Origin of the sequence: Pseudomonas sp. IPO3749, from assembly GCF_013386605.1 — a bacterium.
GTDB classification, from domain to species: domain Bacteria; phylum Pseudomonadota; class Gammaproteobacteria; order Pseudomonadales; family Pseudomonadaceae; genus Aquipseudomonas; species Aquipseudomonas azotoformans_A.
In genome coordinates this window covers 1-13,446 of sequence record NZ_JACARN010000028.1, presented here as the reverse complement: position 1 = coordinate 13,446, position 13,446 = coordinate 1, and the positions used below count along the sequence as shown (strand labels likewise).

General features: G+C 57.3%; 11 protein-coding genes and 4 tRNA genes. 12 read left to right on the top strand and 3 right to left on the bottom strand.

Annotated elements, in window-relative coordinates; translation table 11 throughout:
* Window positions 1-128: 128 nt before the first annotated feature.
* Window positions 129-539 (top strand): hypothetical protein, encoded by a 411-nt coding sequence (locus HX812_RS12630; protein WP_038847668.1) that lies wholly within the window; start codon window positions 129-131, stop codon window positions 537-539.
* Here the strand turns inward: HX812_RS12630 and HX812_RS12625 are convergent.
* Window positions 536-697, bottom strand: a complete 162-nt coding sequence (locus HX812_RS12625) for a hypothetical protein (protein WP_177075369.1) — start codon at window positions 695-697, stop codon at window positions 536-538. The genes HX812_RS12630 and HX812_RS12625 overlap by 4 nt on opposite strands.
* A gap of 210 nt (window positions 698-907) precedes the next feature.
* Here HX812_RS12625 and HX812_RS12620 point away from each other — a divergent pair, with 210 nt between their 5' ends.
* The gene (locus HX812_RS12620) at window positions 908-1,570 is read left to right on the top strand and encodes a C39 family peptidase (RefSeq protein ID WP_050572453.1); all 663 of its coding nucleotides are present in this window, start codon (window positions 908-910) and stop codon (window positions 1,568-1,570) included.
* A 123-nt stretch (window positions 1,571-1,693) separates the two neighbouring features.
* Here HX812_RS12620 and pbpG read toward each other — a convergent pair whose 3' ends face one another.
* Both pbpG and folD read right to left on the bottom strand, forming a co-directional pair.
* Window positions 1,694-2,617, bottom strand: coding sequence for a D-alanyl-D-alanine endopeptidase (pbpG, locus tag HX812_RS12615; protein ID WP_038848413.1), 924 nt, complete (start codon window positions 2,615-2,617; stop codon window positions 1,694-1,696).
* A 207-nt stretch (window positions 2,618-2,824) separates the two neighbouring features.
* The gene (gene folD / locus HX812_RS12610; RefSeq protein ID WP_038848417.1) at window positions 2,825-3,679 is read right to left on the bottom strand and encodes a bifunctional methylenetetrahydrofolate dehydrogenase/methenyltetrahydrofolate cyclohydrolase FolD; all 855 of its coding nucleotides are present in this window, start codon (window positions 3,677-3,679) and stop codon (window positions 2,825-2,827) included.
* A gap of 279 nt (window positions 3,680-3,958) precedes the next feature.
* Here folD and HX812_RS12605 point away from each other — a divergent pair.
* The 10 genes from HX812_RS12605 (at window position 3,959) to HX812_RS12560 (ending at window position 13,370) form a co-directional block, all read left to right on the top strand.
* A tRNA-Arg gene (locus HX812_RS12605) sits at window positions 3,959-4,035 on the top strand.
* 32 nt (window positions 4,036-4,067) lie between these two features.
* Window positions 4,068-4,143, top strand: a tRNA-His gene (locus HX812_RS12600).
* Between the two features lie 56 nt (window positions 4,144-4,199).
* Window positions 4,200-4,284: transfer RNA gene (locus HX812_RS12595), tRNA-Leu, on the top strand.
* 77 nt (window positions 4,285-4,361) lie between these two features.
* Window positions 4,362-4,437 (top strand) — tRNA-His (locus HX812_RS12590).
* Window positions 4,438-4,838: 401 nt separating this feature from the next.
* On the top strand, window positions 4,839-6,149 hold the full coding sequence (tig, locus tag HX812_RS12585) for a trigger factor (protein ID WP_038848420.1): 1,311 nt from the start codon (window positions 4,839-4,841) through the stop codon (window positions 6,147-6,149).
* Between the two features lie 91 nt (window positions 6,150-6,240).
* Window positions 6,241-6,876 (top strand): ATP-dependent Clp endopeptidase proteolytic subunit ClpP, encoded by a 636-nt coding sequence (gene clpP, locus HX812_RS12580; protein ID WP_033903269.1) that lies wholly within the window; start codon window positions 6,241-6,243, stop codon window positions 6,874-6,876.
* Between the two features lie 112 nt (window positions 6,877-6,988).
* On the top strand, window positions 6,989-8,272 hold the full coding sequence (gene clpX, locus HX812_RS12575; protein WP_010209414.1) for an ATP-dependent Clp protease ATP-binding subunit ClpX: 1,284 nt from the start codon (window positions 6,989-6,991) through the stop codon (window positions 8,270-8,272).
* 174 nt (window positions 8,273-8,446) lie between these two features.
* Entirely contained in the window at window positions 8,447-10,843 is a 2,397-nt protein-coding gene (gene lon, locus HX812_RS12570) for an endopeptidase La (protein ID WP_038848423.1), read from the top strand.
* 149 nt (window positions 10,844-10,992) lie between these two features.
* On the top strand, window positions 10,993-11,265 hold the full coding sequence (locus HX812_RS12565) for an HU family DNA-binding protein (RefSeq protein WP_003174819.1): 273 nt from the start codon (window positions 10,993-10,995) through the stop codon (window positions 11,263-11,265).
* A gap of 230 nt (window positions 11,266-11,495) precedes the next feature.
* Window positions 11,496-13,370: a SurA N-terminal domain-containing protein gene (locus tag HX812_RS12560; protein ID WP_038848425.1), complete on the top strand. Its 1,875-nt coding sequence runs from the start codon at window positions 11,496-11,498 to the stop codon at window positions 13,368-13,370.
* Window positions 13,371-13,446: the final 76 nt, after the last annotated feature.

The window sequence follows — 13,446 nt, the reverse complement described above, 5'->3', positions numbered from 1 at the left end:
AGCCAGGTGAAGGAACATTTAGGAAGGGGCTGAAGATCGTTTCATATGTATTCATTTGTTCTACAAAGGGTGGCTCCTCAAGCTTGTAGCCCATCGGACACATCGTCCCTATTTGTTGGAGCCCTGCCATGTCACTCAAACCTCTGTTATTGATTCCCGCCCTCGGTGCTGTGCTGTTGTTGTCGGCGTGCGCCGGCCCGGTCCCCAAGGCCGACCCGAGCGAAGCGTGGATCGGTCTGAAAGAAGAGGCCCCCAACGACCTGATGGCCGAACGCGTTGACGGCAAGCGCGTGGATGACGGACGTTTCTTTGAAGTGACGCCTGGAGACCATCGCCTGGATGTGACGCTGTTCGAAGAAGAGCCCGGCGACGACAACCAGCAGGACTGCCAAGGCCGGGTCGAGTACAAGGATTTCAAGGCAGGTGAGCACTACACCCTGGTGGAATCGAGCCTGGGCACCACCGTGCGCGCATCCTTGATGGATGGTCACGGCAAGGAAGTCGCGGCGACTCAGGACTTCAATTGCATGCCGGGCTAGGCGTGATGTACCGCCACCTTATGGGGTTTGGCGGGTGCAGCGGGTTTGACGTGGGGGTGATGGTGCCGACGGGTGATGCGCAACACCCCCCACAACATGGCGCCGGCTACCGCCAGCCAACCGCAGATCAACAGGATAATCGTTGTTGCAAGGCTCATTCGGGCCTCCTTTCGCCCCGCAGGGGGCACACACAGTCTTCTCAATGGACAGTCTAGCTACCTGGCGGTTGCCTGCTATTGACCAATGGTCGTGTCTGTCCAACTTCTTTGCTCTATCCGCGTCCGTTACTAAGCCTGCGGGCTATACCCGCGTGGCAGAGCGTCCTATGATCAGGGCCCTTACCGGCAGTTGATCAAGAGAGTAGAAAATTGCGGTTACGGTCGAACCTGAAAACATCCTTGTTCCTCGCGTGTGCCTTGGGCCTTGCGGCGTGTTCCTCCACTCCGTCGAGACTGGCGGGCCTGCCGGAGCGCGTCGAGCTCAATGGCGTGCCGACGTTTCGCAGCGAGGCTTATCAGGGCGGTCCTACGTCTTTAGCCAGCATGCTGTCGCAACAAGGCATTGTCATGACACCGGGGCTGTTGGATAAGCCGCTGCATCTGCCGGGCGGTGAAGCCGACCTTGAGCGCAACATGCAGGTGCTGGCGCGTGAGTACGGGCTGATGGTGTATCCGCTGGAGGCCAAGCTGACGGCAGTGCTGGCCCAGGTGGCGGCGGGCTATCCGGTGATGGCGCGGATTGGCGGCGGGCTGTGGTCGGACGCGCACTACGTCGTCGTGGTGGGGTTCAACCAGCAGAAAAGCACGGTGTTGTTGCGCTCGGGGATGGATCGGCGCTTGCTGATGAGCTTCAGCGACTTTGAGTCCAAATGGAAAAGCGCCGGCAGTTGGGCAATCCTCACCCAGCGCCCGAGCCAGTTGCCGGCGAATGTGGATGCACAACGGTGGCGGGACTCGGCGAATGCGACGGCCCAGGCCGGGCAGGAGCGGGCGGCGGCGCAGGCGCTGAAGGTGTTGGCGGAACGCAAATAAATAAACACCCGCTATCCAGTGTGGGAGCGGGCTTGCTCGCGAAAGCGCAGTGTCAGTCAGCGAATGTGTTAACTGGTACACCGCATTCGCGAGCAAGCCCGCTCCCACATTAAGGCATTGTGTTTAGCGACGGGCTTCCGCAGCGTTGGGGCGATTCTTCAGGTTCTTGTCGGCCTTGTAGCGCAGCGCCACATCCGGCACCGAACCGCTCTTGCCGGTCTCGACCCAATTGCGGATACGGCTGGCATCGGCAAAGTGAGTGAATTTGCCGAAGGCATCCAGGATCACCAACGACACCGGACGGTTGCCCATGCTGGTCACCAGCACCAGGCAGTGGCCGGCTTGGTTGGTGAAACCGGTCTTGGTCAGCTTGATGTCCCAGTTGGCGCGGTTGATCAGGTGGTCGGTGTTGGAGAAGCCCAGGGTGTAGTTGGGCTTGCGGAACGACACGGTCTTTTCCTTGGTGGTGCTCAACTGGCTCAGCAACGGGTAGTGACGCGCGGCGGCCAGCAGTTTGCTCAGGTCACGGGCGGTGGACACGTTGTGGATCGACAGGCCCGTGGGTTCTACATAATGAGTGCTGGTCATGCCCAACGCCTTGGCCTTGGCGTTCATCGCCGCAATAAAGGCTGGGTAGCCGCCTGGGTAGTGGTGGGCCAGGCTGGCGGCGGCGCGGTTTTCCGAGGACATCAGGGCGATCAGCAGCATCTCCTTGCGCGGCATTTCGCTGCCGATTTTCACGCGGGAGAACACGCCTTTCATTTCCGGCGTGTCCTTGATGTTGATATCGATGTACTCATCCATGTTCTGCTTGGCTTCCAGCACGATCAGGCCAGTCATCAACTTGCTCACCGAGGCGATGGGCACCACCACGTCAGGGTTGCTGGAGTAGATGACCTTATTGGTCTGCAGGTCCACCAGCATGGCGCTGCCGGAAGCGATTTGCAGTTTGGACGTGTCACGCGGGGCCTGGGTGGTTTCGGCGGCGTGCGCGAAGGTGCCTGTGATAGCAAAAAATAGGCTGACGAGAGAAAGACGAATTTTCACGCGGATGAACTCGCTAAAAAGTAAGGAAATACCGTTCAAGAACGGGTTTTTGATAAATGCCGTTACATTTTAGGAGTATGGATCAGAAACTGTCGAATGTTCTTCTAGAACCCGATGAAAGTTCTTAAAAACTAAGAAAAAACAGGATTTATCGCGGGCAATAAAAAGCCCTGCGCTAAAGCAGGGCTTTTTTAGTACACCGGGTTATTAAGCGTGCAGGTTCTCTGCGGCGTACAGGGTATTTTCCAGCAGGCAAGCACGCGTCATCGGGCCGACGCCGCCTGGTACTGGGGTGATCCAGCCGGCACGGGGCAGGGCGGTTTCGTACACCACGTCGCCTACCAACTTGCCGTCGTCCTGGCGGTTGATGCCCACGTCGATGACGATGGCGCCTTCCTTGATCCATTCACCTTTGACCAGTCCTGGCTTGCCGGCAGCAACCACAACCAGGTCGGCGCGGCCAACGTGGCCGGCGAGGTCTTTGGTGAAGCGGTGGGTGACGGTCACGGTGCAGCCGGCCAGCAACAATTCCATGGCCATCGGGCGGCCGACGATGTTGGAGGCGCCGACCACAACTGCATCGAGGCCGTACAGGTCGACACCGGTGCTTTCCAGCAGGGTCATGATGCCTTTTGGCGTGCACGGGCGCAGCAGCGGGATGCGCTGGGCCAGGCGGCCGACGTTATAAGGGTGGAAACCGTCGACGTCTTTGTCGGGGCGAATGCGCTCCAGCAATTTGGAGGCGTCCAGATGCTCGGGCAATGGCAGTTGCAGCAGGATGCCATCGATCTTCGGGTCGTCGTTGAGGCTGTCGATCAGGTCGGTCAGGGCCTGCTGGGTGGTTTCGGAAGGCAAGTCGTAGGCCTTGGAAATAAAGCCGACCTCTTCACAGTCTTTACGCTTGTGCGAGACATAAACCTGAGAGGCAGGATCGCTGCCGACCAGGATCACCGCGAGGCCAGGCGTGCGCAGGCCTTGCTGGCTGCGCTCGGTGACTCGTTTGGCGATCTGCTGGCGCAGGCTGGCGGCGATTGATTTGCCGTCGATAAGTTGTGCAGTCATTACGCGTGATTAACCATCGAGAGGGGGAAGAAAAGTGCGCGCATTCTCGCATGCCAGGACGTGAGGGCAAAGGCGCTTGGTCTGCAAATTGCCCTAACCCCTTAAATAAAATCAGTTTTTTTCAAAAAAGATTTGACGGGTTTCGAGGGCGTCTATACTATTCGTCGCACTTGTCGGGCACAGCCTAGCACTGGTTAAGAAGGTCGAGCAGAATAGCGTGTTGTTCTGCAAGGCTGGAAGCACTTAGTTTGTAATCCTCCAAGAGTACAGATTAATCAGGCGCCCGTAGCTCAGCTGGATAGAGCATCCGCCTTCTAAGCGGATGGTCGCAGGTTCGAGTCCTGCCGGGTGCGCCATTAGGCAGCTTTGGCACAAGTAGCGCTATATGGTGGGCGTAGCTCAGTTGGTAGAGCACGGGATTGTGACTCCCGTTGTCGAGGGTTCGATCCCCTTCGTCCACCCCATATTTTAAAAGGCGCCAGATTAATCGTCTGGCGCCTTTGCTTTAAGAGCTTCAAGCGCGGATGTGGTGGAATTGGTAGACACACTGGATTTAGGTTCCAGCGCCGCGAGGCGTAAGAGTTCGAGTCTCTTCATCCGCACCAAATAAAGCTTGGTCCCGTCGAAAGGCAGGGCAGGGCTCGACAAAGAAGTGGTTTGGTTTCTTTGTTAACGCAATATGGTGGGCGTAGCTCAGTTGGTAGAGCACGGGATTGTGACTCCCGTTGTCGAGGGTTCGATCCCCTTCGTCCACCCCATATTCGAAAGGCGCCAGATTTAACAGTCTGGCGCCTTTTTTGGTTTCAGCGGTTCGAAATATCCAGCGGCTGCAGGTAATGGGGCGCGACGGCAGGGCGTTTCGTCGTATTTATGTATCTCGATGATGCTGCGCTGCCTGCCAGCCCTGTTTGCGGGGTTGGCCGTCAGGGAGATGGATGACGACTTCTTCTATATATAGAAGGGGCGGCGCAGAGCCCTGGCGTGATGGGTTGTATTTGTCACCGGGGCGAGGTGCATCCGTGCCTTCGTACCGATAAATTGCCGGCTGTTTTCGGGCGTATTTGCAGTAGGGTGACTTCTTGAGTTTGACCCACTAGAATGCATGCCCTTGATTGGGGTCGGAAATGGCCGGCTAACGTCTGTGCAACGAGGAATATCCATGCAAGTTTCTGTTGAAAATACTACTGCTATCGAGCGTCGCCTGAGCATCACCGTGCCGGCTGAGCGCATCGAAACTGCGGTCAACAAGCGTCTGCAGCAGACTGCCCAGAAGGCCAAGATCGCTGGTTTCCGTCCAGGCAAAGTGCCAATGAGCGAAATCAAGCGCCGTTTTGGTGCCGATGCGCGCCAGGAAGCTGTCGGTGACGTGATCCAGGCTTCGTTCTACGAAGCTGTTGTCGAGCACAAGCTGAACCCAGCAGGTTCTCCTTCGATCGAGCCTAAGTCCCTGGAAGCTGGCAAGGACCTGGAATACGTTGCTGTATTCGAAGTGTTCCCTGAATTTGAAGTGGCCGGTTTCGAAGGTATCGAAATCGAGCGTCTGAGCGCCGAAGTGGCTGATTCGGACCTGGACAACATGCTGGAAATCCTGCGCAAGCAGAACACCCGTTTCGAAGTGGCCGACCGCGCTGCCCAGAACGAAGACCAGCTGAACATCGATTTCGTTGGCAAGGTTGACGGCGAAGTGTTCGCTGGCGGCTCCGCCAAGGGTACTCAGCTGGTGCTGGGTTCCAACCGCATGATCCCAGGCTTCGAAGACGGTCTGGTTGGCGCCAAAGCCGGCGAAGAGCGCGTTCTGAACCTGACCTTCCCTGCTGACTACCAGAACCTGGACCTGGCTGGCAAAGCCGCCGAGTTCACCGTGACCGTCAACAGCGTTTCCGAGCCTAAGCTGCCAGAGCTGAACGAAGAATTCTTCGCTCAATTCGGCATCAAGGAAACCGGCATCGAAGGCTTCCGCACCGAAGTTCGCAAGAATATGGAGCGCGAGCTGCGTCAGGCCATCAAGTCCAAGGTCAAGAACCAGGTCATGGACGGTCTGCTGGCCGCCAACCCGATCGAAGTGCCTAAGGCCCTGCTGTCCAACGAAGTGGATCGTCTGCGCGTTCAAGCTGTTCAGCAGTTTGGTGGCAACATCAAGCCTGACCAACTTCCGGCCGAGCTGTTCGAAGAGCAAGCCAAGCGCCGCGTCGTGCTGGGCCTGATCGTGGCTGAAGTGGTCAAGCAGTTCGACCTGAAACCCGACGAAGACCGCGTTCGCGAAATGATCCAGGAAATGGCTTCGGCCTACCAGGAGCCAGAGCAGGTCGTGGCTTGGTACTACAAGAACGATCAGCAACTGAACGAAGTGCGTTCGGTTGTGCTGGAAGAACAAGTTGTGGATACTGTTCTGCAGAAGGCTAAGGTGACCGATAAAGCGGTCTCTTACGAAGAAGCAGTCAAACCGGCGGAAGCAGCACAAGCCGACTGATTGTCCAACTCGTTGGAAATACAACCATAAGCCAGCCTCGCGCTGGCTTATGCGTTTTCAAGACATGACTATTTGGGAGTAACTGCAGAGCATGTTCCGTAATTCCTATATTCAGCAGAACTCTGATGTCCAGGCCGCTGGCGGCCTGGTCCCGATGGTTGTCGAGCAGTCCGCTCGTGGCGAACGCGCCTACGACATCTACTCGCGCCTGCTCAAGGAGCGAGTGATCTTTCTGGTGGGCCCCGTAGAGGACTACATGGCCAACCTGATCTGTGCGCAGCTGCTGTTCCTTGAAGCGGAAAACCCGGACAAGGACATCCATCTCTATATCAACTCGCCGGGCGGTTCGGTGACAGCAGGTATGTCGATCTACGACACCATGCAGTTCATCAAGCCGAACGTCTCGACCACGTGCATCGGCCAGGCCTGCAGCATGGGTGCATTCCTGCTGACCGCCGGTGCCGAAGGCAAGCGTTTCTGCCTGCCGAATTCGCGCGTGATGATTCACCAGCCACTGGGCGGTTTCCAGGGCCAGGCGTCGGACATCGAAATCCACGCCAAGGAAATCCTGTTTATTCGCGAGCGCCTCAATACGTTGATGGCCAAGCACAGCGGGCACACCTTGGAAGAAATCGAGCGCGATACCAACCGCGACAACTTCATGAGTGCCGAAGCTGCGAAAGCATACGGGTTGATCGACGACGTGATCAGCCAGCGCCCCGCTTAATATAAGCTGCTCAAAATAGGGCTGGTCGGCATGTCCGACCACTGGCGGGCTTGAAAAAGCCCGCATAAGCCTTCATCTTGTGTTGCAAGCCTATCGGATTTGGATCGAACGAATGACTGACACCCGCAACGGCGAGGACAACGGCAAGCTGCTCTATTGCTCCTTCTGTGGCAAAAGCCAGCATGAAGTGCGCAAATTGATTGCCGGCCCCTCGGTCTTTATCTGCGACGAGTGCGTCGACCTGTGCAATGACATCATCCGTGAGGAGGTGCAGGAAGCCCAGGCCGAAAGCAGCGCGCATAAATTGCCTTCGCCTAAAGAAATCAGCGGCATCCTTGACCAGTACGTGATTGGTCAAGAGCGTGCAAAGAAGGTTCTGGCCGTAGCGGTGTACAACCACTACAAACGCTTGAACCAGCGTGACAAGAAAGGCGACGAAGTTGAACTCGGCAAGAGCAACATCTTGCTGATCGGTCCTACAGGCTCGGGTAAGACCCTGCTGGCAGAGACCCTCGCTCGCCTGCTGAACGTTCCGTTCACCATCGCCGACGCTACCACCCTCACCGAGGCTGGCTACGTGGGTGAAGACGTCGAGAACATCATTCAGAAACTGCTGCAGAAGTGCGACTACGACGTAGAGAAGGCCCAGATGGGTATTGTCTACATCGACGAAATCGACAAGATCTCGCGCAAGTCGGACAACCCGTCGATCACCCGGGACGTTTCCGGTGAAGGCGTGCAGCAAGCCCTGTTGAAACTGATCGAAGGCACGGTCGCTTCCGTACCGCCACAAGGCGGCCGCAAGCACCCGCAGCAGGAATTCCTTCAGGTTGATACGCGCAACATCCTGTTTATCTGTGGTGGTGCGTTCTCCGGCCTGGAAAAAGTCATCCAGCAGCGTTCGACTCGTGGCGGCATCGGCTTCAGTGCCGAAGTGCGCAGCAAGGAAGAAGGCAAGAAGGTTGGCGAGTCCCTGCGTGAAGTCGAGCCTGACGATCTGGTCAAGTTCGGTCTGATCCCGGAATTCGTGGGTCGTCTGCCAGTCCTGGCGACGTTGGACGAGCTGGATGAGGCTGCTCTGATTCAGATCCTCACCGAGCCGAAAAACGCCCTGACCAAGCAGTACGCCAAGTTGTTCGAGATGGAAGGTGTAGACCTCGAGTTCCGTACCGATGCCCTCAAATCGGTGGCCAAGCGGGCACTGGAGCGCAAGACCGGTGCACGTGGCCTGCGTTCGATTCTGGAAGGCGTGTTGCTCGACACCATGTACGAAATCCCCTCGCAGTCCGAGGTGAGTAAAGTGGTGATCGACGAAAGCGTCATAGAAGGTAAGTCCAAGCCACTGTATATCTACGAAAACAGTGAGCCGGCTGCCAAGGCTGCGCCTGACGCGTAAGCGTTCCGCAGTTTCGGTATAAACAAGGGGCCTCCAGGGGCCCCTTTGTTTTTACGACGTTTTTTACCCCATGGCGTTTACTGCGTTTAACTGCTGGCAATAAGCTTGTTTTTTTTGCATGCAGCCCCCATCTTGGTTTCAAGCTTATTTTTCATCTGTCATAGAGGCGAAATCATGAAGACCACCATTGAATTGCCTCTCCTGCCGTTGCGTGATGTCGTCGTCTATCCGCACATGGTTATCCCGCTGTTCGTGGGGCGCGAGAAGTCTATCGAAGCCCTCGAGGCTGCGATGACGGGCGACAAGCAAATCCTGCTGTTGGCCCAGAAGAATCCTGCTGACGATGATCCAGGCGAAGAAGCCCTGTATCGCGTCGGTACCATTGCGACCGTGCTGCAACTGCTCAAGCTGCCAGATGGCACCGTCAAGGTGCTGGTGGAAGGTGAGCAGCGTGGTGCGGTCGAGCGTTTCATGGAGGTGGATGGCCACCTGCGCGCTGAAGTGGCGCTGATCGACGAAGTCGAGGCCCCTGAGCGCGAGTCCGAAGTGTTTGTACGCAGCCTGCTCTCGCAATTCGAGCAGTATGTGCAGCTGGGCAAGAAAGTCCCGGCTGAAGTCCTGTCTTCCCTCAACAGCATCGATGAGCCAAGCCGCCTGGTCGACACCATGGCCGCGCACATGGCGCTGAAGATCGAGCAGAAGCAAGACATCCTCGAAATCATCGACCTGTCGGCGCGTGTCGAACACGTGCTGGCGCTGCTGGATGCCGAAATCGACCTGTTGCAGGTCGAGAAGCGCATCCGTGGTCGCGTGAAGAAACAAATGGAGCGCAGCCAGCGCGAGTACTACCTGAATGAGCAGATGAAGGCCATTCAGAAAGAACTCGGCGACAGCGAGGAAGGCCACAACGAAATCGAAGAGCTGAAAAAGCGCATCGACGCCGCAGGCCTGCCGAAAGACGCCCTGACCAAGGCCACTGCCGAGTTGAACAAGCTCAAGCAGATGTCACCGATGTCGGCTGAAGCCACCGTGGTGCGCTCCTACATCGACTGGCTGGTGCAAGTGCCGTGGAAGGCGCAGACCAAAGTGCGCCTGGACCTGGCACGTGCCGAAGACATTCTTGACGCCGACCACTATGGCCTCGAAGAAGTCAAAGAACGCATCCTCGAATACCTCGCTGTGCAAAAGCGCGTGAAGAAGATTCGCGGTCCGGTGTTGTGCCTGGTGGGTCCGCCTGGCGTGGGTAAAACCTCGCTGGCTGAGTCGATTGCCAATGCCACCAACCGTAAATTCGTGCGCATGGCCCTCGGTGGTGTGCGTGATGAAGCGGAAATCCGTGGTCATCGCCGCACTTACATCGGTTCGATGCCAGGAAGATTGATTCAAAAGATGACAAAAGTGGGTGTGCGCAACCCGCTGTTCCTGCTCGATGAAATCGACAAAATGGGCAGCGACATGCGTGGCGATCCAGCTTCGGCGTTGCTGGAAGTGCTCGACCCCGAGCAAAACCACAATTTCAACGACCATTACCTGGAAGTCGACTACGACCTGTCCGACGTAATGTTCCTGTGCACCTCCAACTCCATGAACATCCCGCCGGCGCTGCTGGACCGGATGGAGGTGATTCGTCTGCCGGGCTACACCGAGGACGAGAAGATCAACATCGCCGTCAAATACCTCGCGCCCAAGCAGATTTCGGCCAACGGCCTGAAGAAGGGCGAGATCGAATTTGAGGTCGAGACGATCCGCGATATCGTGCGCTACTACACCCGCGAGGCCGGTGTACGGGGCCTGGAGCGCCAGATCGCGAAGATCTGCCGTAAGGCGGTCAAGGAGCACGCACTGGAAAAACGCTTCTCGGTGAAGGTCACGGCCGACTCCCTGGAACATTTCCTGGGCGTGCGTAAATTCAGCTACGGCCTCGCCGAGCAGCAGGATCAGGTAGGGCAGGTGACTGGCCTGGCGTGGACCCAGGTGGGTGGCGAATTGCTGACCATCGAAGCCGCGGTGATCCCTGGCAAAGGTCAACTGATCAAGACCGGCTCCCTGGGTGACGTGATGGTTGAATCCATCACCGCCGCGCAGACCGTGGTGCGCAGCCGCGCCAAGAGCCTGGGGATCCCCCTGGACTTCCACGAGAAGCACGACACGCACATCCATATGCCGGAAGGGGCGACCCCGAAAGACGGCCCTAGCGCTGGCGTAGGCATGTGCACGGCCCTGGTGTCGGCATTGACGGGCATTCCGGTGCGCGCCGATGTCGCCATGACCGGGGAAATCACCCTGCGTGGCCAGGTATTGGCCATCGGTGGCCTGAAAGAGAAATTGCTTGCTGCACACCGGGGTGGTATCAAGACGGTGATCATTCCAGAAGAGAATGTTCGCGACTTGAAGGAAATTCCTGACAACATCAAGCAGGATCTGCAGATTAAACCGGTTAAATGGATTGACGAGGTCCTGCAAATTGCGCTGCAATACGCGCCGGAGCCCTTGCCGGATGTGGCTCCGGAGATAGTTGCCAAGGACGAAAAACGCGAGTCTGATTCCAAGGAAAGAATTAGCACGCATTAATGTGTTAAAGCCTGGGGGGCTTCCTTGACAGCTTTTTAGAGCCCTTGTTATAAAGCGGCTCTTAAGTGTCTGTAGGCCATTCAGCACTGGTTTTTGCTTTCACCAAAAAACTTAGAATCATACTCAATAGATATATAAGGGGACTTAGAGTGAACAAGTCGGAACTGATTGATGCTATCGCTGCATCCGCTGATATCCCGAAAGCTGCTGCTGGCCGTGCGCTGGATGCAGTAATCGAATCCGTCACTGGCGCTCTGAAGGCCGGCGACTCCGTGGTCCTGGTAGGCTTCGGTACTTTCTCTGTGACTGACCGCCCAGCTCGCACTGGCCGTAACCCACAGACTGGCAAAGCACTGCAGATCGCTGCTGCCAAGAAACCAGGTTTCAAAGCCGGTAAAGCCCTGAAAGAAGCTGTTAACTAAGCCTCGATCCAGCCTTTACCTACCCGGGACGAACGTAGGTTCGACCTGGGAGCGGAGCGGCAGCAGACCCACGTATGCATCGGGTCGCGAAGCCGGGGGGAGAACCAAAGCCCCCGTCCGCTCCGCCAGTTGCGAGAAGGCGCATCCTTGGATGCGCCTTTCTTATATCCGTACTCTACCCACGCTCCACGGTTGCCTATTCTTGAAGTTCAACCGTTTCTGGGGGACGCATGCTGCAAAATATCAGGGACAATTCACAAGGCTGGATTGCCAAGACCATTATCGGGATCATCGTCGCATTGATGGCGTTCACCGGTATCGAGGCCATTTTCCAGGCTTCGGGTAACAGTAAGCAGGACGTGGCCAAGGTCAACGGTGAAGAAATCACCCAGACCGAACTGAGCCAGGCCGTCGACATGCAACGTCGCCAGCTGATGCAACAGCTGGGCAAGGATTTCGATGCCTCCCTGCTGGATGAAAAACTGCTGCGCGAAGCGGCCCTCAAGGGTCTGATCGATCGCAAGCTGTTGCTGCAAGGTGCGGCTGACTCCAAGTTTGGCTTTTCTGAAGCTGCGCTGGACCAGGTAATCCTGCAGACACCGGAATTCCAGGTGGACGGCAAGTTCAACGCCGAACGCTTTGACCAGGTGATCCGTCAACTGGGCTACAGCCGTATGCAATTCCGTCAGATGCTGACCCAGGAAATGCTGATCGGTCAGGTTCGCGCAGGTATTGCTGGCAGCGGTTTCGTCACCGATGCCGAAGTGCTGGCATTTGCGCGTCTGGAAAAACAGACCCGCGACTTCGCGACCGTCAACATCAAGGCCAACCCTGACGCGGTGAAACTCACCGACGAGGAGGTCAAGGCTTACTACGACCAGCACGCCAAAGAGTTCATGACCCCGGACCAAGTGGTCATCGACTATCTGGAACTGAAGAAGTCTTCCTTCTTCGACCAGGTTGCCGTGAAGGACGAAGAGCTGCAGGCGGCCTATCAGAAAGAAACCGCCAACCTCGCTGAACAGCGTCGTGCCGCGCACATCCTGATCGAAGTCAACGACAAGGTCACCGACGCGCAAGCCAAGGCCAAGATCGAAGAAATCCAGGCGCGCCTGGCCAAGGGTGAGAAGTTCGAAGCCCTGGCCAAGGAGTTCTCCCAGGATCCGGGTTCGGCCAACAGTGGCGGCGATCTCGGCTTTGCCGGCCCTGGCGTCTATGACCCAGACTTCGAAACTGCCTTGTACGCGTTGAACAAAGACCAGGTCTCGGCACCGGTACGCAGCACCTTCGGTTGGCACTTGATCAAGCTGTTGGGCGTTGAAGCACCGCAAGTGCCGACGTTTGCCAGCCTGAAAGACAAGCTGACCAAAGAGCTCAAGACCCAGCAGGTTGAGCAACGTTTTGTCGAAGCGACCAAGCAATTGGAAGATGCGGCATTCGAAGCGTCTGACCTGGCCCAGCCGGCATCTGACCTGAAACTGACCGTTCACACCTCCGCGCCGTTTGGCCGTGAAGGTGGCGAAGGTGTTGCGGCCAACCGTGCCGTGGTCACCGCAGCGTTCAGCCCGGAAGTACTGGATGAAGGTGCCAACAGCACCGCCATCGAACTGGACCCGGAAACCATCATCGTGCTGCGTGCCAAGGAGCATCTGAAGCCTTCGCAACTGCCGCTGGAAAGCGTCAATGCGGCGATTCGCACGCAGATGGCCAAGGAGCGCGCCAGCGCGGCTGCCAAGGCTCATGCTGACGAATTGATCGCCAGCCTGCGTGATGGCAAGACTGCGCTGAACCAGCCGGTCGACGGCCAGGCGTGGAAAGTCACTGAAGCGGCCACCCGTGGCCAGGAAGCGATCGACCCTGCGGTGCTGCAAGCCCTGTTCCGCATGCCCAAGCCTGCGGCCAAGGACAAGCCGACCTTCACCACTGTGACCCTGGCAGATGGTAGCCTGGTGATCGTGCGCTTGAACGGTGTCAACGAAGCTGCTGCCCCAACGGACGAAGAAAAGGCGCAATACCGCCGCTTCCTCGCCTCCCGTGTTGGCCAGCAGGACTTCGCGGCCTACCGCAAGCAGTTGGAAACCAAGGCTGACATCAAGAAGTTCTGATGTCGGTTTGAACAAAAAGCCCCCGGCCTGAAAAGACCGGGGGCTTTTTTATGTGCGCTGTCCCGTCCTGAATAAG

Coding starts and splice junctions, on each gene's coding strand:
- HX812_RS12630 (WP_038847668.1), top strand. CDS start 129: ATGTCACTCAAACCTCTGTTATTGATTCCCGCCCTCGGTGCTGTGCTG.
- HX812_RS12625 (WP_177075369.1), bottom strand. CDS start 697: ATGAGCCTTGCAACAACGATTATCCTGTTGATCTGCGGTTGGCTGGCG.
- folD (WP_038848417.1), bottom strand. CDS start 3,679: ATGACTGCACAACTTATCGACGGCAAATCAATCGCCGCCAGCCTGCGC.
- tig (WP_038848420.1), top strand. CDS start 4,839: ATGCAAGTTTCTGTTGAAAATACTACTGCTATCGAGCGTCGCCTGAGC.
- clpP (WP_033903269.1), top strand. CDS start 6,241: ATGTTCCGTAATTCCTATATTCAGCAGAACTCTGATGTCCAGGCCGCT.
- clpX (WP_010209414.1), top strand. CDS start 6,989: ATGACTGACACCCGCAACGGCGAGGACAACGGCAAGCTGCTCTATTGC.
- lon (WP_038848423.1), top strand. CDS start 8,447: ATGAAGACCACCATTGAATTGCCTCTCCTGCCGTTGCGTGATGTCGTC.
- HX812_RS12560 (WP_038848425.1), top strand. CDS start 11,496: ATGCTGCAAAATATCAGGGACAATTCACAAGGCTGGATTGCCAAGACC.